We start from the raw sequence: 22,656 nt of genomic DNA on the forward strand, positions 1-22,656 counted from the left end.
ACAGCTCTTACAGAGCGGCCCCGAAAGGGACGCCACCAAATCTGCCCCGGTTACGGCGTAGGGTAACCGGGGCAGATTTTCTGGCGATGCTGATGAGATAGGCAAAAGCTCTATATGCGCAGCCTAGCACAGACGGGTTGCGTCGCGGAAGCACGGCGGGCATTGGGTCGAGAGGGAGCAGTCTCGCGGCGTCGTGAACACATGTTGTTAACGGCTGTGAGAAAGCGCGCAAAAATGGCGCCGAGGATTGGGGAATGGGAAAGCGGCCTTAGAGGCCGCTTTTCGTTTTGACGGGTTGAATGGGATCGTGACGCTGGAGTAACGAGCGTGGCCGCTTTTACCGTTCTGGTTTGGAAGGGGGCTGATCGTCAGGGGCGTGTTGGTGGCGGACAAACTCCTGGATGTGGGGAGCGTAACGGCTTCAGATGCAGTCTCGCAGATCGTCGAGGAGTTCGAAGACGGCGCCTGCCTGCTCGGGTGTCCATTCGGCATCGACGATGAACTGGATCCCCCGCCCGAGACCGGACGGCTGATGAGGATTTCTGGTCATGCTGTGGGCTCCTTTTCGTCGGCGGCGTGGCTGGTGCGTTGTTGACGCTGTGCCTTCGAGCGTTCCGTTGCTTCCTTGAAGCGGTAAGAATCACCTTCGATGGCGATGACCTCGCAATGGTGCAAAAGGCGATCGACCAGACTGACGACGCAGGCGGCATTCGGAAAGACCTCCGACCATTGCGCGAAGGGCTTATTGGTGGTGACGATGGTCGAGCGTTTCTCGTATCGGCGGCTGATGAGATCGAACAGCAGATCGGCATGACGGTTGGAATAGGAGAGATATCCGACCTCGTCGATGACCAGGACATCGGGCGCCGCATAGTACTGCAGCTTTCGGCGCAGCATGGAATCGCTGTCGATGGCGGCGAGTTCTCCGAGCATTTCGCTGGCGGTGCGCAAGAGGACCGAATGTCCGGCGACCAGCGCCTGGTAGGCGACGTTAAGAGCGAGCGTGGATTTGCCGACGCCGTTAGGGCCGATAAAGACGATGTTGGCGGCCTCCTTGACGAAGGACAGCGTCATCAGCTCCTCGATGGCGGTGCGATCGATACGACGCGGCCAAATTCTATGACTTCGGGCATGCTCATGATTTCCCGCTATGCGATCTCAATGTCGGTTTGCGTAAAGTCCTTACCCGTGAAGAGAAGGGGAAGCCGGTAAGCCTTGGCGCAGGCATAGGCGAAGCAATCACCAAAATTCAGCCTAGCGGGATGGGCGACAACAGCTCCATAGGTGCGGCACGCCTCGATCGCAATCCGATGCATGCCGCTACTGATTGTCATTTCCCTGGCGCCGATGGTCTCGATAAAGGCGTCAATGTGTTGCTGAGCCATGTCAATGACGTGTTGCGGTATCGGAACCTGGTTCCCGAAAGCTGCATCCCGCTTTTTTCGAGCCAGACTTATGACGGCCTCGTAGATCGAAAGCGAGGAGTAGTAGATGGTCTTTTTCGACATCTCGATTTTGGCGATGAGGTATCCAGCATCTTCCTCGTCGCTGACGATGGCTACAATTGCAGAGGCATCCAAAAACATCAGATGTCGCCCCACTGCTCATCGGTGAATTTCTTCATGTCGAAGTTGGGATCGTCCGGCCCCATCGCTCTGACTTCATCCTGAATCTTTTTGATCCGGTCCTTTAGTGGTATATCTTGCTTCGCGCGTTCCAGTTCATGTTGTAACGCGGTGCGAACAGCCTCCGTCTTGTTCGGTGCTTTGATGACCTTCTGGACCTGCTTCGCCAGTGCATCGACGTCACTATCTCGGATATAGAGAGACACGGCTTTCTCCTGTGGTCGTATATTCCTTATGGAATATACGAATATTTCTATCGGAATATACACCAAAAATCAAGATACACCCCACCCGGTAAGGGCGAGGTTGTGGCGGGAAGGGGGAGTTTGATGGTGTGGAACGGCCCTCCGAGCCGTCGTGGAACATGATTTATGCTGTCGCTCAAATAGGCACCATCAAGAAGGAACACACCATGGAAGGTATTACGACTGTAGGATTGGATCTGGCCAAGAACGTGTTTCAGGTCCACGCCGTGAACGCCGTTGGCGAAGTCATCGTTCGGCGCGCCTTACGCCGTGCGCAGGTTCTGGCATTCTTTGAGAGGCTGCCGCCCTGCATGGTGGGCATGGAGGCGTGCGGGAGTGCGCACTATTGGGCGCAGCAGATCGGCGCTATGGGTCACACGGTCCGCTTGATGCCAGCGATGTCGCTCGCTATGTCATCTGCGATGTCGCGCTATAATCGTCGCGAGCTTCCAGCAAAGAGGCACCCAAGGCCGTGAAAGCGCGAAGCGTATTCGTGACCGCCACCTTGGAACCGGCAATCCGCTCGTCATGGAGCCGTTTCGCCTCTCGCCAGGTTTTCCCGACGATACGGTCGTGGGTCTCGATAACGGCGTCGGCGATCGCGGCTTCCCACTCGACGGCGCAGACGGCGATGATCGCCCATCGCCGATCCGAACTGATGTCGCGCAGGCCATCCGTGAAGTAACGCTCGCCCTGCCGACGCAGACGCGCGATGCGGTGTGGCGGGATACCTACGACGATCTGAGGATCGATCTCCAGACCGCGCAGGAACTCCAGCCGATCAAGCAAGCGGTTCGCTGACGCGGAATTGCTGCCGACCTCGAACTGGCGAAGCCAGATGAAACGGCTGATGTTTCCGTCCACCATTTCGGTCAGAAGCCCGTCCAGTCGCTCGCGCGCATTAAAATCGAGCCTTTCCGCTATCCGTGCCTCGATGCGTCGCTCGACCGCAACGAGAGCATCGGCGCACAGACGCTCGATCGTTGACACCGCCGGCAGGATGGTCACCATTCTCCTGCATTGCGCGACGAAGCGCTGCGCCAGATCCTCGTTCGACCTCGCATCCTCGGCCTGATCGAAAAGCCAGTCTCGCAAATCACGTGCGCCACGGCCCGCGAACGCCTTGTAGCCGTAGATCTCGCGTAAGGCTTCCATATGCTGCTGGCGGGTCTGGCGGCGAGTGGCATAGGTGAGAATCGCGTCAGCCGGAATGCCGAGTTGAGCGCCGATAAAAGACAAGACCTCTTGCGGGATCAGCTCTCCTGGCGCGAGCGCCCGACCGGGATAGCGAAGCGCACATAGTTGTAAAGCGAACCCGAACCGGTTCTCCGAGAGCTGGCTCGGGAAATTTGAACAGCGGGGATAAGTGGAATTTCTGCCTGACTTTGGCATAGATGCCGGAAACAGGAGAGACCATGACGAGACGACCGCGCCGGAACCACAGCCCGGCTTTCAAGGCGAAAGTGGCGCTTGCCGCGATCAGAGGCGAACAGACGCTGGTGGAACTGTCCCAGCAGTTCGACGTGCACGCCAATCAGATCAAGCAGTGGAAAGACCAGCTCCTTGAGGGGGCGACGGGCGTTTTCGGCGATGAAGCCAAGACAGAACCGACGACACCCACAGTCGATGTCAAAACACTACACGCCAAGATCGGCGAGCTGACGCTGGAGAACGATTTTTTGTCCGGTGCGCTCGGCAAGGCGGGATTGCTGGGCGGAAAGAAATGATCGACCGCACGCACAGACTGTCGGTCGTGCGCCAGGCGAAGCTTCTCGGCTTCAGTCGTGGCAGCGTCTATTATTCTCCGCGTCCAGTGTCGGACGGCGATCTGGCGTTGATGCGCCGGATCGACGAACTACATCTCGACTACCCGTTTGCCGGGAGCCGGATGTTGCAAGGGCTTTTGAAGGCGGAAGGACTGCAAGCGGGACGGTTGCACGTCGCCACGCTGATGAAGAAGATGGGCATCGAGGCGATCTACCGTCGCCCGAACACCTCGAAACCGGCACCAGGTCACAAGGTCTATCCCTATCTCCTGCGAAAGCTGGCGGTCACCAGGCCCAATCAGGTCTGGGCGATGGACCTGACCTATATTCCGATGGCGCGCGGCTTTGTCTATCTCTGCGCTGTCGTGGACTGGTTCAGCCGGAGGGTTCTGTCGTGGCGGCTGTCGATCACGATGGAGACGGCCTTTTGCATCGAAGCGGTCGAGGAAGCACTTGCTCGGTATGGAAAGCCCGACATCTTCAATACGGATCAGGGCTCGCAGTTCACCTCCGTCGACTTCACTGCCGTGCTGAAGAAGGCTGAGATCGCCATCTCGATGGACGGCAAGGGCGCGTGGCGGGACAATGTCTTCGTCGAGCGGCTCTGGCGGTCGATCAAATACGAGGAGGTCTACCTCCACGCCTACAAAACCGTGTCCGAGGCCCGCGTTGGCATCGCTCGATATCTGTCCTTTTACAACACCCGACGCCCACATTCATCCCTTGACCGGCAGACGCCGGATCAGGCTTACTTCAACGCGCTGACACCGATGATGGCGGCAGCATAATCGAGGCGGAAATCCACTTAGCAAAACGCCCGAAACTGTTCAGACAAACCGAGCCAGCTCTCTGGATACGTTTGTGACGAATTCGCATGGGTTTGTAACGGAGCCGTTGCGCAGGTATTACGAGGGGCTGGATGCGTCCGGCAAGAAAGAGCTGTTGCGACACCAACTCTACCTGACTCAAACGACATTTGGCAGTGCGGCCAAGAGGATTTTGGCCGTTGGGGATCTCAAACAAAAGTACCTGCAGGACGACGCGGCAACCAAGCTGAGCAGCAACACGCCGGAACGACAAAAGTTCCTCGCCGCCCGCCGCCAGATGACCCTCGATGTTCTTCAGCCGATCCTCAAGAAGAACGAGGGATCCGAAATCGTCGCTGTCACCGTGAAGGCTGCGCGTGATGCCTTGCTTAGTCATGAAGACCCTGACTTTCCGGCCGATTCCGATCTGGCTTCCTTGAACGCTCTTCAGAGGAACGTGATCGAACGCGTTGAGGATCATGATTCGGCTGTTGGCGATGACGCCGACGCCGCCGATGCGGCAGATATCCAGGAAGCACTTTCCAAGTTTTTTGCGCAATCGCCGCTCAGCCCCAGAGACGCTGACGCGATCACGACCGGTGGCAAAGTGCGCACCCAGGCGTTTGGCGAGGTTGATTATCTTCCCTATCTTCTGGCCTTCAACGATAAAGAGGGGCCTTTCCGCCGCGCATACCCGAGCGATACCGCTCAAAACGCCGCCTACCAGATCGCGTTCGACTCTAAGGAGTTGCAGGGGTTTCGCTCGGAGGTGCGGGCCATGTCCGACCGTCCATCTGAGGAGGGCGGTACGCTCGAGGCGCGTCGAGACTATTGGAACGAAACAGCTCCGCCGTCGCCGGTCTCCGGCTTCGAAACCGAGCCTTACATCAACAGCGAGCTGCAGAAGATCGACCCCGATCTGTTCGCTGTCACCAAGTTCACTGGATATCAATCCAGCGAGCATTTTACCCAGAAAACCTTGAATAGATGGTATCTCGTGCTCGGGATGTCTGCGCAGCAAAGCTTCAAGCAGGCTGTGCAGACGACAACACCGAACATGCAGTTTTCCGGTCAAGACTCCAAATTCATTTGGGAGAACGATATCGGCTTCTTCAGGCGAGCGCTGTCTCAGGAGCTACCGGACGAGCCGAGTGAGTTTCTCGATAGTAACAACCGATACGACCCAATCTTTTCGGATGGGGCGCCTGTCTTCCGGGCATACTCCTATCGCGCACAGAACGGTGACCTCTTCGTCTACAGTCCATGGGCCCCGGGCCAACAAGAGCGTCAAAGACGCTCCCTGCCTTCTCAATTGGTGAAAATCAAAGAGGTTCCAGGCAAACAGGAATATAGCGACAACGAAATCCTGTCGTATCTGAACTCGTCATTACAGATCCGCGGCGGGGATGGTGTCATCGTTATTCCCCAGATAAAGCAAGCGACAGCCGCCAGCATTGCCCAAAAGCGCGCACAGCTCATCTCTCCTTTAGGAAAAAACAAAACACTCGACAAGATCCTGGACCTGGACCTTTCTCCTGACCACGCTCAGGATGTCGATCAATTCTTCCAGAAGAACAAAGAAGAGCTGGCCGCCAATGTCGGCCAGTCTCTGGATGCCATTCCCTTGTTCACGACCATTGCCGGAAATGGCGAGCTGAGTTCGACGGAGCACAAGAGGGTTCAAGTCTATGTGTACGAGTTCCTCGATGGAAAGCGAAAAGCGCTTAAGGGGAGTGCAGCCGGAGTCTTCAATCCGGATATCCTCTATTTGCCAACTGGGGACGATGAACAGTTTTCTGGTATTCTGATCAATCTCAACCAGGGAAAAACGGCGGCCATCCCCAAAGGCCTGAAAGAGCAACTGTCTGTCTTTAAGAGCGACGAGTTTAGAGCCATGTTTGCCGAGGGTATCGACGATAAAACCAAAGGCGAGATGGCACTTAAACTTAAGGCGCTGGCAAACTCTAATAATGCCAAGCATCTAGCCAATCCGGGCGATTATTTGAAAGCGCTGGAAGCCCGCGGGGGTAAATTTTATCTTAAGACAAGTGATGACGGTCGATTGGGGGGGGCGCCGGTTTCTCGCACTCGAGAGGTCGGTGAGGCAGATAATCTGGCCAACAATCTCAGTGATTACATCATGTTTACAGCGTCAGGATTAATAACGCCAAGCGATGAGGACATCAGCTCCATCGACAGGATCGCCGATATCCTGTCTGCAGCGCCTAGCAAGTCGGAGATCAAAAATCAACTGGTGGATTTTAGCCGCACTCTCCATCTGAACAAAGTGTCAGATGCAGCCAGCCAAAGTATCGACGACCTCAAATCTGCCAATCGCAATCCGATCATTCTCGACCAGATGGCGATGCTGCATAATGAATGGGGTTATAACAACACGTCGGCATGGGAGGAAACAGTCCAAGACGGGGTTAAGGCGTTGAGACCAGCGTTACAAGCGGTCGGCTATGGCTTGTCGATCGGCTTGTCGATCGCATTTCCGGGCGTGCTGCCTGGCGTGCTTGCAGGCGTCGCTGTGACAGCAGTGACAGACATAGCAGTGGACGCCGCTGAGCTCAGCGTGACCGATGACCTGGAGAAAAGTGACCGCTTGGCCAGAGGCATCACTGAGAAATTCTTCAAGTCAATTGGAACTGAGATTCTCCTGGAAGGATCGATCGCGGCAATCACAGGCTTAGCAAAGAAGGCTATTGGTGGGCTCGTGCGCTCAAGCGCACCGCCAATCAAGGGACTTGAGCAAAGCGCCCATATCGCGAAGGTGATTAAAAACGTTGAGGCAGCCGTCGACAAGCACGTGAAAAATTCGGCTCTCGGGAAGACATCGAAGACAGCGCCAAGCGCGGCAGGCAAGCCTGCAAGCAATCGCAGCACCTCGTCCATCGGTATTGATCCTGAGACGGCAGAGTTGTTGATCGAGTGCGTTGATGGCAGGGTGCCTCAGGCCGTCTGGGGTAATGTCTACAAGTACCTCGTCATGCAGGCGGTCGCGTCAAACCCTGACGAAGAGGGGTTTAGCGGCGACGTTGGGGCGTTGTTGCAGGGTGTTCAGACGAAAATCGCAGCAGAGGCCGCGAAGAGCGGCGGTCGTATTGGCCAGGAACAGGCACAAGAGATCATTGAGGCTGGCAACAGCATCGACAAATCACACATGATCGAAGAGCTCGTCGAGGCCGGCGTTGTTCGCAAGAACAAGGATGGGTCCATCGCCAGCCTGATAAACGATCAGGCCGCATTCAATAGCGCTGAGACCACTTCGCCAAATGAGCTTGAGGGTCAGCCAGTAAGCTCTTCCTCGCGCAGGAGTTCTGGCGACATCTTGAGGGACGTTGCTGTGAACCTATCGGGCCTCAAATATGGGCTGGGGATCGGTGAGCCAGAAAGCTTGATCACCAGCACGCACGTCAACACCTGGAAAGCCGGCTTCAGGGACTGGAAGCCAACGCAGCTGCAAGAGGTCGCGGATGCGCTCGATGACCTTCGGGGCAAGAATCTGGATACGTCTGACGCGCAAGCCCTGCTGGTCAAGCTCGGAGAAAAGCTCCACGCGCTTCCCATACCGGCTGATCCGTCAAGCCAGGCCTTTCAGGAAAAATCGAGACTACTGACTGTGATCGATTGGAACAAGGCGCTGAGTGCGGAAGAGGTTGGCGACTATGTCGCAGCCAACAGCGCCTCGCTGCTTCCAGTTGTGGCAGAAGGCGATCTTGCGAACCCACTCGTTCGCCTCATGCGTGAAAAGATATTAATGCAAACAATGGTGGAAGAGGGCTATTCGAAAAACCGGCTTTCCACCTCCGAGGGACTTTCGCGCCGCGGCACGAGTTATGACGATCGTCAATGGACAGGGTTGCACCTTGCAAAGCAGGCGACGGCTGCCCTTGGCGGACCGATCAAAGAATATACACCGGCAAACAGCGGCTCAAACATAACGACCAATCACTACATTATCGATCACGGAAACACTTGGATCGATCCCACCTGGAAACAGTTCTTCTCCGAAGCTGAGACGCTTGGCAAGCCGCCGTTCTTCACCGGCACTGTGGCGAATTTCCGCGCAATGGGGCTGGACCGTGACAGGACTGAGAACTATCTGAAGCTGATTAGGAAGCAGGCAACCGTGCGATCGGTACCGCGTGCTGGATAGATGTAGGCTTCCTGAATCACGGCCGTCAGAGCCTTCTCGGCCATCCGGCGCGGCTCGAGAAAGCTTGGGAAATAGGTGCCGGTACGAAGCTTCGGGATGCGCAGTTCCACGATCCCGGCCCGTGTTTCCCAGTCGCGCGCGGTAGCCGTTACGTTGGGCAACCCGAAAGGCGTTCTTCTCGCCATAGGCCGCCTGTGGCGCGACAATTTGGATGGGGTGCGCCAGGACAAGCTGGCGCGTTCCAGCCGGTGAAAGTCCGGCTCGGGTAACCGCTCTGATGTCCGCTGTCAACGCTTAAGACGCGTCGAGCCTCTCGTTCCGCAGAACGATGTCTCGGATGGGTCTCGCGCATTGGTGGAGGCGGAACTGAAAGACGTCGGTGATCAAGCTCTGATACGCGGATTGGCTACCGCATTCCCGATTTTGCGTCTGGGGCTGTTCCTGTCTTACTGCGGGCGTCGGAAATGCCGGCCACAAAGCGGTTAACGGACATTCCCCTGCCGTTGTCCCGCCTCCGCCAATGCGCGAGTCGTGTGCGGCCTGCTGTTACGGCGTGGTCTGTCGCGCCTCCCTTGCAATTGCCCACATGAAGCCGGCGAGTTCCCGTGCGACTGCGGTGCACACGACCGTCGGCTTTTTCCCTCGGGCACTTAGCGTTCGATATCGGGCTGTCAGGCGGGTCTGCGCTTTCCAGGCGATCTCGCGAACCGACGATGATGCCTCTTGCAAGCGATACAGCTTCCTCTTGCCGATCCGAGGCGGATACCGATACGTCCAGGCGCATTCAACCAGCAAGGTCCGGACTCGGCTATTGCCTGCCTTGGTGATGCCGATCCTCTTTGTTGTCTCTCCAGTCGATCGTTCGCCGGGAACAAGGCCCAGATACCCCATCAACTGGCGAGGGCTCTCAAACCGACCGGCATCCCCCACTTCCGCAACGAACGTCACCGCGGCTATGAGGTCAATGCCACGCAAGGCCCGCAAAGCCCCTACGACCGCAGCGAGTGACCAGTGGGGCACGAATTCGGCGATGACCGCCTCGAGCTGTGAACGGTCGTTGAGAAGTGCGGCTATTCGCTGCCGAGAGTTCCACAGAGGTTTTTCGGCAGTGACTTGCTTGTTCTGAAGCGGATGGGATTGGCTGGCCCCTATGCTTGCCTGCGCGCAGGCAAGCATAGGGGCCAGTGCGTCGAGAAGTATACCAAACGGCTTTTGGGTGAAGGGGTGAGGACTGGTGCAGCCGCAGCGCGTGCCGTAATCTTTGCGTCGATTGATGAAGGCAGGCACAGCGCCGAACGAACGGCTAATTCTACCCGGCGCCGCGCCCTACACCGTGCGGGAGTGTCAGGAATTCTGTGCGGTGGGCCATGATGATGAAAAGGAGCGAATCATCACATGGCTATCGAAAAAGAACTTCTGGACCAACTTCTTGCTGGTCGTGATCCATCCGATGTTTTCGGCAAGGACGGCTTGCTGGATGACCTGAAGAAGGCACTGTCGGAGCGTATTCTCAACGCCGAGCTTGATGAACATCTCGCCGTCGATCGCAGCGAAGGACCGTCGGGCAATCGGCGGAATGGATCTTCGAAAAAGACGGTGCTGACCGGTACCTCGAAGATGACGTTGACCATCCCGCGCGACCGGGCCGGTACGTTCGACCCGCAGCTGATCGCCAAATATCAGCGCCGCTTTCCCGATTTCGATGATAAGATCATTTCCATGTACGCGCGCGGCATGACGGTGCGGGAAATCCAGGGCCACCTCGAAGAAATCTACGGTATCGACGTGTCGCCGGACCTGATCTCGGCGGTGACCGACCAGGTTCTGGAGGCCGTTGGCGAGTGGCAAAACCGCCCGCTCGAGCTGTGCTATCCCCTCGTGTTCTTCGATGCCATCCGGGTCAAGATCCGGGACGAAGGCTTCGTTCGCAACAAGGCCGTTTATGTCGCGCTCGCAGTTCTGGCGGACGGCACAAAGGAAATCCTCGGGCTCTGGATCGAGCAGACCGAAGGGGCAAAGTTCTGGTTGCGCGTGATGAATGAGCTGAAAAGCCGTGGCTGCCAGGACATCCTGATCGCCGTGGTCGATGGCCTGAAGGGCTTTCCCGAAGCCATTACTGCCGTCTTCCCTCAGACGATCGTCCAGACCTGCATCGTCCACCTGATCCGGCATTCTCTGGAGTTCGTGTCCTACAAGGATCGCAAACCCGTCGTACCGGCGTTGAGAGCCATCTATCGTGCTCGAGATGCCGAGGCTGGAATGAAGGCGCTGGAGGCTTTCGAGGAAGGGTATTGGGGCCAGAAATACCCTGCCATCTCTCAAAGCTGGCGGCGCAATTGGGAACACGTTGTTCCCTTCTTCGCCTTCCCAGAGGGCGTCCGCCGCATCATCTACACGACGAACGCCATCGAGGCGTTGAACTCGAAACTTCGTCGGGCAGTGCGCTCGCGCGGCCATTTCCCGGGTGACGAAGCCGCGATGAAGCTGTTATATCTGGTCCTCAACAATGCGGCCGAGCAGTGGAAGCGCGCGCCGAGGGAGTGGATCAAGGCAAAGACACAGTTCGCCGTCATCTTCGGCGAGCGGTTCTTCAACTGATGAAACCGGCCCACCGCACAGAATTCCTGACACTCCCCACCGTGCGGAACACGAATGCCGGGTTATTATGGCGCAGACGGAGCCTCGCGTCCATGTCATGACAGCTGCCGAAGGGCGGATGAACATGATACCGGACGCTTCTTTCTCTGCGAACGTTGTCGGACGCAGGTGCTGATCTGCCGATGTTGTGACCGCGGGCAGATTTATTGCGCCGGAGGCTGCGCTCGTGTTGCCCGTGCCGCGCGCCGTCGGGATGTCGCCAGGCGTTATCAGACGAGCCGGAACGGCCGCTTCGCTCATGCAGCCCGCAGCCGCCGATATCGGGCCCGGCACAAAATAGTGACGCACCATGGTTCACTCACCAGCGATGCCGATGTTGATGTAATGGCGGCTTCGGTGACGACACCGAACAAGGCGTCCGACACTGCTGATACGCCGTCCTTGACCGAGCCTGCGATCCCTGAAGGATTGCCGACCGGCGTTCTGGGGCATCATTGTCACTGGTGTGGCCGCTGCTGCTCGCCGTTTGTCCGCCGTGAGCCCCTGCGTCGTCGCCGAGCCATCCCGATGTCCCTATCCAGAGGATGACGATGGCCATATCTGCCGAACTGCAGGCTCAGATCCTGCGCTACCACCATGTCGAGAAGTGGCGGGCCAACACCATTGCCCACCAACTCGGCGTCCACCATCATACCGTTCAATGCGTGCTGGCCCGTTCCGGGCTGGTGCCGCATGGGCCGCGAACTCGGCCAAGCCAGATCGACGCCTATCTGCCGTTCATTCTGGAGACCCTTGAGGCATTCCCCACCCTGACGGCAGCCAGACTCCACGCAATGGTCTGCGAGCGGGGATATCGTGGCGACGGCGGTCACTTCCGCCATATGATCGCCCGCCACCGACCGCGCCAGAAGGCCGAGGCCTATCTGCGCCTGCGCACCCTTCCTGGAGAGCAGGCCCAGGCCGACTGGGGCCACTTTGGACAGATGCAGATCGGTAGGGCACGTCGTCCCCTCATGGCCTTCGTCATCGTGCTGAGCCAGTCCCGCCGGATCTTCCTGCGCTTCTTCCTCGATGCCAGGATGGAAGCGTTTCTGTCCGGTCACGCCGAAGCCTTCGACAGATGGGGCGGGGTTCCCAAGGTCGTGCTCTACGACAATCTGAAGAGTGCCGTGCTCGAGCGTCATGGCGATGCCATCCGCTTCAACCCCACTCTGCTCGCCTTTGCCGCCCATTATCGATACGATCCCCGTCCGGTCGCTGTCGCGCGGGGGAATGAGAAAGGCCGCGTCGAGCGCGCTATTCGCTATATCCGCGACAACTTCTTTGCCGCCCGCAGCTTCAAGGATCTCGATGATCTCAACGCCCAGGCCGATGCCTGGTGCGAGGGCGTTGCCGCCGACAGACTGTGCCCCGGTCTCGATATGACCGTCAGGCAGGCCTTCGCCCTCGAACAGCCCTACCTTTTGCCATTGCCAGACACCTCCTTTGAATGGCCGGCCCAGATCGCTGTTTCCATCGGCAAGACCCCTTACGCCCGCTTCGATCTGAACGACTATTCCGTCCCGCACGCCTACGTCCGGTGCAGCTTGAGCATCGTGGCCACGCAGAAGGAAGTCCGCGTCCTCGATGGTGCGAAGGTCGTTGCCTGTCACGTTCGCAGCTATGACAAGGGTGCTCAGGTGGAGGATGCCGCCCACATCAAGGCTTTGGTTGACGAGAAGCGTGCCGCCCGACGACACAGCGCCACCGATCGGCTGGCTGCCGCCGTTCCCGCCAGCACCGCGCTTCTTGAGCGCGCGGCACAGAACGGTCATTCCCTGCATTCCGCCATCATCGGCCTGAACCGGCTGCTTCAGCACTACGGAGCCCGCGAACTGCAAGCGGGAATCCTGGAGGTCCTGGCGCTCGAAGGGCCATCGCCCCATCCCAATGCCGTCCAGCTGATCCTGGAGCGCCGACGGGAACGGCGGCGCCAACCGCCGTTGCTGCACGTCGCGCTGCCCCGGCATGTCCAGGACAAGGACAGTCCTGTCCGGCCCGCTCGTCTCGACCTCTACGACCAGCTCAAGGAAACCTCAGATGACAAGTCATGATCAAAGCGATGCCCTCAATCGCGCCGCCCGGTTGCACCTGCACGGTCTTGTCGCTCACTGGCAGGACGCGCTTGAAGGCGGGTGGGCGCTGACACTTCTCGACTGGGAGGAGAACGAACGCGCCAGGCGTAGTCTGGAACGACGGCTGAAGGATGCCAGGATCGGACGCTTCAAGCCGCTCTGCGACTTCGATTGGTCCTTTCCGACACGATGCGACCGGCAGTCCATCGAAGCGCTCATGCGTCTCGACTTCATCCGTGACGCCGCCAATGCCGTCTTCATCGGCCCCAACGAAGTCGGCAAGTCAACACTTGCCCGCAACATCGCCCATCATGCCGTCCTCAACGGCCACACCGCCCTGTTTACCAGCGCCGGCCAACTGCTGGGCGAACTGGCTGCCATCGACAGCGCTTCCGCGCTCCGCCGGCGCCTGGCCCATTACATCGCTCCAGCCCTCCTCGTCATCGATGAGGTCGGATATCTCTCCTACACCAACCGGCATGCCGACCTGCTCTTCGAGCTGATCAGCCGACGCTACGAGGCAAAGAGCACCATCGTCACGACCAATCGCAATTTTGCCGACTGGCACGAGGTCTTTCCCAACGCCGCCTGCGTCGTGTCGATGGTCGATCGTCTCGTCCACAATGCCGAAGTCATTGCCATCGAGGGCCAATCCTACCGGCTCAAAGAGGCCACCGAACGATCGGAACTGCGCACCGAGCAGAGAAGGGCGCAAAGGCCATGACAAAAGCCCCCGCGAAACCTGGGTTGCCGCTCTCCTTGTCCGTCGAGATCCCGACAACCTGGACACCGGAACAGGCCCTGGCCGTCTTCGAACTGCTGACCGAAATCCGCGACAGGGTCTGGCACCAATACAACGTCCAGATCCAGACCGAGCTCCAAAACCAGCGCCTGCCAAACAAATGATCTGACAGCCCACCGAAAGCACGCTGCCTTATTCCGATTTCTCGGCAGCGAATAACCGCAGTTTTAGGCGACCGCTAACAGCCGGTAGAAATGATCTTTTTCGCGACCGTCTGGACGCGATCATCAACCCGCGCCACGCGCTGGTGCGATTGGACGCCTCTAAAAACCTCCCCTTCAGCCGGTTTTCGTGATTCAATCCTGGCTGTGTGATTTGCGGGAACGGATGATGCGTGGCAGCCAGGCTTTTGGGATTTGGACGAGCGTTACGAGCGCCTGAGTGCCGTCGGCGACCCTCTGGAGAAGCTCAACAGCATCATTCCCTGGGCTGTGTTCGAGAAGCCGTTGGCGAAGGCATTGAAGCGATCCGACGGATCAAAGGGCGGGCGTCCGCCGTTCCCGGTAGGGCTGATGTTCAAGATCCTGGTGCTGCAGGCGCTCTACAATCTCTCCGACGACCAGGCCGAGTTCGTCATCCAGGACCGGTTGTCGTTCATGTCTTACCCGACAGGCGATGCACGCATCGCCGATAGGGCGGTTTCTCGGGCTCGGCCTTTCCGACAAGGTTCCGGATGCCAAGACGATCTGGCTGTTCCGCGAAAGCCTGGTGCGGGCCGGTGCCATCGACAACCTATTCGCCCGTTTCGACAAGCATCTGTCACGGTCGGGCTACCTGGCCAAAGGTGGTCAGATCGTTGATGCAACGATCATCCAGGCGCCCAGGCAGCACAACAGCCAGGACGAGAAAGACGCGATCAAGGCTGGTGAGATCCCGCACGAGTGGAAGGACAAGCCCGCCAAGCTTACCCAGAAGGATCGCGATGCGCGTTGGACAGTGAAATATTCCAAGGCGAAGCAGCCGACACAAACGCCGACATCAGCCGCGACCAAGCAGCATGACATCGCCATTCCGATGTTCGGTTACAAAAACCATGCCGGCATCGACCGGGCGCATGGGTTCATCCGGGGATGGACGGTGACGAGTGCGGCCGCCCATGACGGCGCTCAGCTCAGAAACGTCGTCGCCAAGGACAATACTGCCTCGACGGTCTGGGCCGACAGTGCATATCGCTCGAAGACCAACGAGGAGTGGCTGAAAGACAATGGCCTGAAGTCGGACATCCACCAGCGAAAGCCGAAGGGCAAACCAATGCCGGAAACGATGTCGCGGGCAAACGGGCGACGATCAAAGATCAGGTCCGCCGTCGAGCACGTCTTCGCCAGGCAAAAGGACAAGATGAAGCTCTTCATCCGCACCATTGGCATCAGCAGGGCGACGGTGAAGATCGGCATGGCCAACATCGCCTGAGCTATGGCGGGAAATGGGTGACGAGGCCGATCAGGCGGCGCGATGGTCAGGGGTCGTCGTTTCGGCGACACCGTCGGTGAATTTGACGCCGGCGATGACCTTTGGCAACTGATTTTCGCCCTTCAGCCGGCGCCAGGTTTTGGCGGCGCTCATGACGAGCTTGAAGACCATGAGCCGTGCTGTGTTGTGGGACAGGCCTCCCTTGGTTCGCACCGTGCGGTGCCTGACGGTGGCGAAGACGCTTTCGATCGGGTTCGAGGTGCGCAGATGGTCCCAGTGTTCGGCGGGGAAGTCGAAGAAGGTCAGCAATGCCTCGTGGTCCTTCGTCAGGCAGTTGACGGCCTTGGGGTATTTGGCCTTGTATTTGTCGACGAAGACGGCGATCGCGACCTCGGCGGTTGCCCGATCCGGGGCATCGCGGACCTCCCTGAGATCGGCCTTCATGTTCGGCTGCACCGACTTCGGCACCTTGTTGAGGATGTTGAGGAGCTTGTGTTGGCAGCACCGTTGATGGCGGGTCGAAGGGAATATCTCCTCCAGCGCCTTCCAGAAGCCGAGCGCGCCGTCGCCCACGGCAATTTCTGGCGCAATCGAAAGCCCGCGGGCCTTCAGCCCGACGAGCAGCTCGCGCCAGCTCTGGGTGCTTTCGCGCACGCCGACTTGAAAGCCGACAAGTTCCTTCTTGCCTTCCGGCGTCGCGCCGATGACGACCAGCATGCAAGCGGCATCGTCCTCCATGCGTGCCTGAAGATAGACCCCGTCGGCCCAGATGTAGACGTAGCGGCGGGCTGACAGGTCGCGGCGTTGCCAGCGATCATAGTCGGCCTGCCACTCCTCCTTCAGCCGGCCAATCACCGAGGGGGACAGGTTCGGTGCGTCCTTGCCGAGTAAGGCGGCAAGCGCCTCCTGGAAATCGCCGGTCGAGATGCCGCGCAGGTAAAGGACCGGCAGCAGAGCGTCGAGGCTCTTCGTGCGTCGTGCCCACTTCGGCAGGATCGCCGACGTGAAGGTGATGCGATCCTCGCCGCAAGTCTCCAAAGCCCGGTCGCGCAGCTTGACGCGGCGCACCGCAACCGGACCGATCCCCGTCTGGATCGTTCTTTCAGGCCCATGGCCGTGCCGCACCACCCGGTCCCGCCCATCGCTCAGGCGTTCGCTGGCCATGGCCGCAAGAAACGCCTCGGCTTCCGCCTCCACGGCCTGTGCCAGAAGCCGGCGCGCGCCTTCGCGTAGAACCGATGTCAGGGGATCATCGAGCGTCTCGGGATGCGGAAAGGAAACAACAGTGCTATCTGTCTTCATGGCGTATCGCTCTTTCATGAGGTTCTGGCAGGCTTGTCACCCGCCTCGATACGCCGCCCTCATCAAACCGTCATCACCCAGTTTCCGTCATAGCTCGAACTTCAGCGCCTGCGTAGGCAGGCCGCTTTGTTTCTTCCCCGCCTTGAAGGCATTGACGAAGCGACGCCTGGCGTGAGCCATGCATCCGACATGCGTTGCGCCCTTCAAGGTGCGCCAGGCCTGATAGCCGTCGCTCATCAAAATGCCGCGATAGTCGCCAAGGAAAGCCTGCGGATGCACCTGCCCACGACCGGGCTGATAATCGAACAGCACAATCGGCTCGGCGCTGTCCTGGCCGCTGCGGTAAGCCCAAATGTAGGACTCGTCGGTTGCTTTCCTGCCTACTTCCTTCAGCACCTGCACGGTAGTCTCGTCGCCATGGATGACGGTCCGGGATCGCAACCGCAGCTTCAGTGCGTCATAGACGCGAATGAGGTGTCTCTCGCTCGAACCGATCACCCAATGGCCCAGAGCGCCACGGCTGACAGGAACGCCAGCGCGCTCGAAGGCTTGCGCCAGACGATAGAGCGGCGTCCCGTCGACATATTTGTGAACGAGCGCGAAGGCCAGTGTCGAGGCGGTGGCAATACTGCCTGGCAATGGCTGTGCGGGCATCGGTGCCATAACGATGGGGGTGATGATGCCCGTGCGCTCGCAGTTCCGGCATGCGTATTTGGCCCTGGCGTTCTGCAGAACCGTGGCCTTCACCTCGATATGCAGTTGCTCGGTAACGAGTTCGCCCATGCGATGCATCTGATGGCTGCAGCACGGGCAGACCTTCTGATCGGCGGCAAGGTCATACTCAACGCGTTGGCGTGGCAGATTTGCCGGAAGAGGTTTGCGCCCGCGTTTCTTGCCCGCGGGCTTTTCCACCTCCGGCAATCCCGTATCGGGAAGCTCAGTGGCGTCGGTCGCGTCAATATCAGCGAGACCCTCGTCAGCATCAGCCTCAAGGGCGGCTTTCTCGGCTTCGTTGAAGACGCGATCCATGTGCTTTTCGCTGCGCGGCGCAAAACGATGCAGTTGCGCAAGCGCCAGTTCTTCCTCAAGCTTGAGGACCCGATGCGCAAGAGCGTCTCTCTCAGCCTTCAGCGCGGCGTTCTCGGCAGCATTCGCCGCCAGAAGCGCCATCAGTTCCGCAACGGTTGGGATGCCGGTTCCTGTCATAGCAGCTTTGAATCTGAGCCGCACCCTTACGTCAACAGCCTTCAGCCGACAAACTCATATTGCCGAACAGGATGGCGCACCATCGCATCGAGATCGATGCCCTCAAGCAGCCAGCGCAACTGTTCGGTATCGAGCGTAACGACCGACGCCTCGCGGCGGGGCCAGCGAAACCGGTCTTCGGACAAGGCTTTCAATACAAGCACGAACCCTGACCGCTCGAAGAATAGGAGCTTCATCCGGGTGCGCCGACGGTTGCAAAAGACGAAGACAGCACGCTCGAACGGGCTCAGGCCCATCGACTGCTCGACTAGGATCGCCAGGCTGTAGATCCCCGCACGAAAGTCGATCGGATCCCGGTGAAGATAAACGCGAAGATCGTCAGCCAGCCGGAACATTGCAACGTCCCAGTGCTTCGATCATCGCCGACAGAGCCCCAGCATCCGCATCTACAAGCTCAAGCCGCACACCGTTCGGTAGCGACGCCTTCAACCGCACCCCTGGCGATGTCGACCGAGCCGCCGGGGCCGGTGGCCGTGCAAGTGGGGCTGCCTCGACCACTGGAATGAAGGCCGACGGTGCCACGCAATTCGTCACAACCCTCAATCCTTTGCTTGCCGCCTGCCGGTCTTGGCGCTGATTTACCCACTTGCGCAGCTGATTGGTATTGATCCCGTGCGAAAGCGCAAGTCCGGCAATCGATACCCCAGGCTCAAGGCACGCATCGATCAGGCGCTCCTTCGAAGCCCGATCAAAATACCGCTTCCCGTTGCGAAGAACACGCACAACCCGAAGCGGCTCCGAAATCTCTCTGTCATCAATTGCCATTGCGTCCGCAGTCTCCATTGCGGACGCAGACTCCATCACCTAAACATCAATGAAAAGGTGCAGAGATTTGCGCGTTTACTTTTGTTCAATCTCATATACAGTCTCGCTTGCTGATCCGTGATCGGTTTGCCTGGCATCCAGGTCCTCTTCCTCGCAGTTGAAGATCCAGGACTTAAGGCAATCGTCGCGGCCGAAGGCGCGGAAAAATCCGCGCCGCGCGGGGCCAACCTACGGACGGGCTACGCCCATCCTCCGGTCGGCCCCGCGCGTCACCAGCGATGTCGCTGAGTAGTCAAGTGCGATGTCGCGCAGCAGCCTTCGGCGTATGCTTACGATAGATGAATTCACTCGTATCCTGCAGGACCAAAATAGACCAGGCGTCGAAGCAAAACGACTGCGCGTCGCCTGAAAGTGACCAGCGAGAATTTCGCCCTCGCTGACCCGATCATTGGCAAAGAACCGATAAGCCGCCTTGGTGTTGGCCCAGTCCTGACACGCCAGTGGAATGCTTGCTCCCATGGCACCGCTCAACCTCTCCACAAGTTGACGTAAGCGCTTGCCAAGCCGCTCATCTGCGAAGGTAGAGCCGGCAGGCTCTTCATCAAACCACGCGTTCACTCCTGCGTCCATGGCACCGCTCCTGTGCGATTCGGTGCCAGAAAAGGAATCACGCGCGATTCCTGATACGCAACAACTCAAATTTGAACTTGTGGGTAATTGAAAGGTTTCTCGGATGCTTACCATAGAGGTGATCCGTTGCTCGCGTCGATGGCTGCTTGAGGGACACGCCGTCGTATGTGCCAGCGTGTATTCCAACGTTGACGCCGGCGGGGACAGGCCCCGCCGGCGTTTGCTTGATCGTTCGATCCTTGGCCTTAGACGACGTTGACCGTGCCCATGTCCTGTTCGACCCACAGCGTTGCCGAGCCGCTGGTGAAGACATCGAATGTCTCACCGTTCGAGGTGACACTGCCGCCTGCCGTGAAGCCAGTGGCATTGAGGGTATCGTTGCTGTCGCCACGCACGATGAGCAGATCCGTGGTGTCGGACATATCGAGCACGTCCTGGGCGGTCACCGACAACGTATTGCCGCCGGTCCCGGTGATATTGATCGTCTCGATGCCGGTGACAACCCCCGGCGCGATGGCATCGCTGGCGAAGTCGAGATGAAGCCCGGTGCCATCGAGCTGCAGCGTGTCGACATTGGCCTTGCCGTCAATGCGGGCAAACAGTGCATCCGGTACAACAAAGACATCGTCGCCGTTGCCGCCTGTCAGCGTCTCAGCGCCACCGGATCCGGTGATCGTGTCAAACACCGGATCGTCCTTCGGGTTGAGCAGATTGCCATCACTGTCAAAGCGCTGCTGATAGATGTCGTAGGTGTTTGTAAAATCCTTCCAATTTGACCATGTCACAATCCAACCGCCGTCCGACAGGGCCGCGATCTGAGGCTCGGTTGCCCCATTGGCAATTGGGGGAGACTCGGCAGGAACTCGTGTAATTGGCGTTACCGGTATGCCGTCGGCATTGAATGCTTGAGTATAATAATCCCCTACACCGTCCGTGCTCAACCACACAACAGCCCAGCCACCATTTTCGAGGCCGGCGACTTGAACAGAGCCAAACGAAGGCGATGCTACAGCGGGAATGAAGGCCTGCGCTCCATCCGGAGTTCCGTCGGCGTTATAAACCTGCCATTCTAGGTGCGTACTGTCTACCCACATCGTGACAAAGCGGCCATCCGCTAGTGCTCCGACAATGGGGGTTTCTCCAGAAGCGGTGGCTGTGATCATGGTGCCGTTCGCTGTTCCGTCCGCATTGTATATCTGTTGCAGTATGTTCGGGCCGGCACGCCATGTCGTCACCCAACCACCTTCGGCTAGGCCAACGACGTCAAATGGTAAAGAAAGTGCTCCCAAACCAGAGGTGTTGCCATCATAAACGGTCACTTCAGCGCCACGCTCGGTCCCATCTGCGTTAAAGGCTTGCTGGGTGATGACATCGCCATTCAAATAGTTCACTACCCAGCCGCCATCTGGCAAGGATGCTACTTCTAAATCATGGGCGCCGAAATTGCTAAAGCTCATTATTTGTTCCGGGGCACCACGGGCAGTTCCGTCAGCATTGTAAATCCGCTGGAAAATGTCGGCGCCGCCAAGCCTCCCGGTTCCATACACAACCACCCAGCCTCCATCGTCCAGACCGGCTACAGATGAAAAACTAGAGAAAAAGCCATTCGAACCGGGACTAGAGTTTTGCCCCGGCAATTGAACAACAACCGCGTCACCGACCTTATTACCAGCGCTGTCGTAACGTTGTTGGGTGATTCCGGTGGAGATAGTCCCCTCGTTGCTATGCCACGTCACCACCCAACCCCCATCCGCAAGCCCCGCGACATGGGGATCGAGATCCTGGCCAACCCGCGTTGTGTCATTGACCAGCTCTCCACCAGTTGACGTATTCGAATCTGACGTGAGCGTCACATCCCTGAATTCCGAATCGAGCACGGCGCCGGTTGCCGGATCCGTGGAGGTGACCAGGATCGGTTTTGAGCCGAGGCTGCCCAGGGCGTATGGCGGTAGGGTTACGGTCCAGTCACCGTTGGCATCGGTGGTGGTGGTAAAGACGTAGCCATCGAATTCCAGGGTGATTTCGGAAAGGGGTTTGGCCCGACCTGTGACCGGGGCTCCGTCCAGCGCCTCGGTCTCGGTGATGGTATCGTCGCCCTCGACCACATTGATGGTAATGTCTGCATCCGCGTCTGCATCAGCATCCGCATCCGCGTCTGCATCCGCGTCTGCATCAGCATCCGCATCCGCGTCTGCATCCGCGTCGGCATCCGCATCCGCATCCGCATCCGCATCCGCATCCGCATCCGCATCCGCATCCGCATCCGCATCCGCATCCGCATCCGCATCCGCATCCGCATCTGCATCCGCATCTGCATCTGCATCTGCATCTGCATCCGCATCTGCATCCGCATCCGCGTCGGCATCCGCATCAGCGTCTGCATCAGCATCCGCGTCTGCATCAGCATCAGCGTCTGCATCAGCATCCGCGTCTGCATCCGCATCCGCATCCGCGTCTGCATCCGCATCAGCGTCTGCATCAGCATCCGCGTCTGCATCAGCATCAGCGTCTGCATCCGCATCCGCATCTGCGTCCGCATCACTGTCATCATCGTCGGAACTCAAGGCGAGCGCCAGGCCGGCCACAGCAAGCGGCAAAAGCAAAAACGCGGGATTCGACCCTGCGGCACAACTCGACACGGAGAACGACGGAGCAAGCAACCCCTGCGATGTGTCGGTGAAGTTCACTTCAACAAGGCAACCGCAATCCCCCGCTTCCGCGTCGTCGCTTTCCTTCTTTTCCGTCAGGAACAGTTTCGGGCGACCGTCTTCGTCCTCGCGGAAGAAATTCACCAGGCGGATGGTTTCACCGTTTGCCAGACGCAAGATCAGGTCTTCACCCCGGCGCTCAAAAGCAGCCACTGCATCCTTCGACAAACAAAACGCTACGTCGGACATATGCCCGACATCGATCTTCGTAGAAGACCCTTGCAACAGCATTTTCTTTGCCGTGCCAGAGCCGGCAGACATCACTTCAGCATGGATGTACATATGCTTCCATTTCTTTCACTATGGCAGGTCAGCGGGACTGACATGCTCCCTAAAGATTTGCTCAAACCAAGGCGCATGGCACGCGATGGCAAGATCGGGCGCGGCGCGTCTCGGCGTCGGCCCAACGTGGATTGGTTAGGCTTGGCGTGTGAGGCAGACTGACGGCAATTTATCA

General features: G+C 58.6%; 15 protein-coding genes and 6 pseudogenes. 8 read left to right on the plus strand and 13 right to left on the minus strand.

The window, feature by feature from the left end; genetic code table 11:
- Window positions 1-421 precede the first annotated feature (421 nt).
- The 4 genes from OVA00_RS09130 to OVA00_RS09145 are packed head-to-tail and all read right to left on the minus strand — an operon-like array spanning window position 422 to window position 1,831.
- Window positions 422-550 (minus strand): hypothetical protein, encoded by a 129-nt coding sequence (locus OVA00_RS09130; protein ID WP_268088648.1) that lies wholly within the window; start codon window positions 548-550, stop codon window positions 422-424.
- On the minus strand, window positions 547-1,152 hold the full coding sequence (locus OVA00_RS09135) for an ATP-binding protein (RefSeq protein ID WP_326494129.1): 606 nt from the start codon (window positions 1,150-1,152) through the stop codon (window positions 547-549). The genes OVA00_RS09130 and OVA00_RS09135 overlap by 4 nt, the downstream gene beginning before the upstream one ends.
- Entirely contained in the window at window positions 1,149-1,586 is a 438-nt protein-coding gene (locus tag OVA00_RS09140) for a type II toxin-antitoxin system VapC family toxin (RefSeq protein ID WP_268088663.1), read from the minus strand. Before OVA00_RS09140 ends, OVA00_RS09135 begins: the two co-directional genes overlap by 4 nt.
- Entirely contained in the window at window positions 1,586-1,831 is a 246-nt protein-coding gene (locus OVA00_RS09145) for a type II toxin-antitoxin system VapB family antitoxin (protein WP_268088664.1), read from the minus strand. Before OVA00_RS09145 ends, OVA00_RS09140 begins: the two co-directional genes overlap by 1 nt.
- A 206-nt stretch (window positions 1,832-2,037) precedes the next feature.
- On the opposite strand from OVA00_RS09145, the pseudogene OVA00_RS09150 reads away from it, so the two are divergent.
- Window positions 2,038-2,265: pseudogene (locus OVA00_RS09150) on the plus strand (IS110 family transposase); the annotation flags it as partial.
- Between the two features lie 22 nt (window positions 2,266-2,287).
- Here the strand turns inward: OVA00_RS09150 and OVA00_RS09155 are convergent.
- A pseudogene (locus OVA00_RS09155) lies at window positions 2,288-3,196 on the minus strand (DUF4158 domain-containing protein); the annotation flags it as partial.
- 89 nt (window positions 3,197-3,285) lie between these two features.
- Here OVA00_RS09155 and OVA00_RS09160 point away from each other — a divergent pair.
- A protein-coding gene (locus OVA00_RS09160; RefSeq protein ID WP_192445889.1) for an IS3 family transposase occupies window positions 3,286-4,424 on the plus strand; the annotation gives its coding sequence in 2 pieces (ribosomal slippage) (window positions 3,286-3,544 and window positions 3,544-4,424; 1,140 coding nt in all).
- Window positions 4,425-4,497: 73 nt separating this feature from the next.
- Window positions 4,498-8,604 (plus strand): hypothetical protein, encoded by a 4,107-nt coding sequence (locus OVA00_RS09165; RefSeq protein ID WP_268088665.1) that lies wholly within the window; start codon window positions 4,498-4,500, stop codon window positions 8,602-8,604.
- Here OVA00_RS09165 and OVA00_RS09170 read toward each other — a convergent pair.
- Both OVA00_RS09170 and OVA00_RS09175 read right to left on the minus strand, forming a co-directional pair.
- Window positions 8,604-8,784, minus strand: a pseudogene (locus OVA00_RS09170) (transposase); the annotation flags it as partial. The gene OVA00_RS09165 and the pseudogene OVA00_RS09170 sit on opposite strands and share 1 nt — an antisense overlap.
- Before the next feature lie 366 nt (window positions 8,785-9,150).
- Window positions 9,151-9,654, minus strand: a pseudogene (locus tag OVA00_RS09175) (transposase); the annotation flags it as partial.
- A 345-nt stretch (window positions 9,655-9,999) separates the two neighbouring features.
- Between OVA00_RS09175 and OVA00_RS09180 the strand changes: the two are divergent.
- The 5 genes and pseudogenes from OVA00_RS09180 (at window position 10,000) to OVA00_RS09200 (ending at window position 15,528) form a co-directional block, all read left to right on the plus strand.
- Window positions 10,000-11,202, plus strand: a complete 1,203-nt coding sequence (locus tag OVA00_RS09180; RefSeq protein ID WP_268088617.1) for an IS256 family transposase — start codon at window positions 10,000-10,002, stop codon at window positions 11,200-11,202.
- 590 nt (window positions 11,203-11,792) lie between these two features.
- The gene (istA, locus tag OVA00_RS09185; protein WP_268088656.1) at window positions 11,793-13,295 is read left to right on the plus strand and encodes an IS21 family transposase; all 1,503 of its coding nucleotides are present in this window, start codon (window positions 11,793-11,795) and stop codon (window positions 13,293-13,295) included.
- Entirely contained in the window at window positions 13,282-14,040 is a 759-nt protein-coding gene (gene istB / locus OVA00_RS09190; protein WP_268088657.1) for an IS21-like element helper ATPase IstB, read from the plus strand. Before istA ends, istB begins: the two co-directional genes overlap by 14 nt.
- Window positions 14,037-14,222: a hypothetical protein gene (locus OVA00_RS09195; protein ID WP_268088658.1), complete on the plus strand. Its 186-nt coding sequence runs from the start codon at window positions 14,037-14,039 to the stop codon at window positions 14,220-14,222. The genes istB and OVA00_RS09195 overlap by 4 nt, the downstream gene beginning before the upstream one ends.
- 252 nt (window positions 14,223-14,474) lie before the next feature.
- Window positions 14,475-15,528: pseudogene (locus OVA00_RS09200) on the plus strand (IS5 family transposase).
- 30 nt (window positions 15,529-15,558) lie between these two features.
- Here OVA00_RS09200 and OVA00_RS09205 read toward each other — a convergent pair.
- The 6 genes and pseudogenes from OVA00_RS09205 to OVA00_RS09230 form a co-directional block, all read right to left on the minus strand.
- Window positions 15,559-16,830: an IS256 family transposase gene (locus tag OVA00_RS09205; RefSeq protein ID WP_268088851.1), complete on the minus strand. Its 1,272-nt coding sequence runs from the start codon at window positions 16,828-16,830 to the stop codon at window positions 15,559-15,561.
- A 96-nt stretch (window positions 16,831-16,926) separates the two neighbouring features.
- Window positions 16,927-18,036: pseudogene (gene tnpC / locus OVA00_RS09210) on the minus strand (IS66 family transposase); the annotation flags it as partial.
- A 41-nt stretch (window positions 18,037-18,077) separates the two neighbouring features.
- Window positions 18,078-18,431, minus strand: coding sequence for an IS66 family insertion sequence element accessory protein TnpB (gene tnpB / locus OVA00_RS09215; protein WP_268088666.1), 354 nt, complete (start codon window positions 18,429-18,431; stop codon window positions 18,078-18,080).
- A complete protein-coding gene (gene tnpA / locus OVA00_RS09220; protein WP_268088667.1) occupies window positions 18,415-18,861 on the minus strand; it encodes an IS66-like element accessory protein TnpA in 447 nt (148 codons plus the stop codon). The genes tnpB and tnpA overlap by 17 nt, the downstream gene beginning before the upstream one ends.
- A 228-nt stretch (window positions 18,862-19,089) precedes the next feature.
- Window positions 19,090-19,491, minus strand: a complete 402-nt coding sequence (locus OVA00_RS09225; protein ID WP_268088668.1) for an IS4/Tn5 family transposase DNA-binding protein — start codon at window positions 19,489-19,491, stop codon at window positions 19,090-19,092.
- A 245-nt stretch (window positions 19,492-19,736) separates the two neighbouring features.
- Window positions 19,737-22,481: a BapA prefix-like domain-containing protein gene (locus OVA00_RS09230; RefSeq protein ID WP_268088669.1), complete on the minus strand. Its 2,745-nt coding sequence runs from the start codon at window positions 22,479-22,481 to the stop codon at window positions 19,737-19,739.
- Between the last annotated feature and the right edge of the window lie 175 nt (window positions 22,482-22,656).

It is taken from the genome of Ensifer sp. SL37 (assembly GCF_026672675.1).
GTDB classification, from domain to species: Bacteria; Pseudomonadota; Alphaproteobacteria; order Rhizobiales; family Rhizobiaceae; genus Ensifer; species Ensifer adhaerens.

What these genes read in the sequence shown, in the direction of transcription:
- OVA00_RS09130 (WP_268088648.1), bottom strand. Translation starts at nt 550, where the DNA reads ATGACCAGAAATCCTCATCAGCCGTCCGGTCTCGGGCGGGGGATCCAG.
- OVA00_RS09140 (WP_268088663.1), bottom strand. Translation starts at nt 1,586, where the DNA reads ATGTTTTTGGATGCCTCTGCAATTGTAGCCATCGTCAGCGACGAGGAA.
- OVA00_RS09180 (WP_268088617.1), top strand. Translation starts at nt 10,000, where the DNA reads ATGGCTATCGAAAAAGAACTTCTGGACCAACTTCTTGCTGGTCGTGAT.
- istA (WP_268088656.1), top strand. Translation starts at nt 11,793, where the DNA reads ATGGCCATATCTGCCGAACTGCAGGCTCAGATCCTGCGCTACCACCAT.
- istB (WP_268088657.1), top strand. Translation starts at nt 13,282, where the DNA reads ATGACAAGTCATGATCAAAGCGATGCCCTCAATCGCGCCGCCCGGTTG.
- OVA00_RS09195 (WP_268088658.1), top strand. Translation starts at nt 14,037, where the DNA reads ATGACAAAAGCCCCCGCGAAACCTGGGTTGCCGCTCTCCTTGTCCGTC.
- OVA00_RS09205 (WP_268088851.1), bottom strand. Translation starts at nt 16,830, where the DNA reads ATGAAGACAGATAGCACTGTTGTTTCCTTTCCGCATCCCGAGACGCTC.
- tnpB (WP_268088666.1), bottom strand. Translation starts at nt 18,431, where the DNA reads ATGTTCCGGCTGGCTGACGATCTTCGCGTTTATCTTCACCGGGATCCG.
- tnpA (WP_268088667.1), bottom strand. Translation starts at nt 18,861, where the DNA reads ATGGCAATTGATGACAGAGAGATTTCGGAGCCGCTTCGGGTTGTGCGT.
- OVA00_RS09225 (WP_268088668.1), bottom strand. Translation starts at nt 19,491, where the DNA reads ATGGACGCAGGAGTGAACGCGTGGTTTGATGAAGAGCCTGCCGGCTCT.
- OVA00_RS09230 (WP_268088669.1), bottom strand. Translation starts at nt 22,481, where the DNA reads ATGTACATCCATGCTGAAGTGATGTCTGCCGGCTCTGGCACGGCAAAG.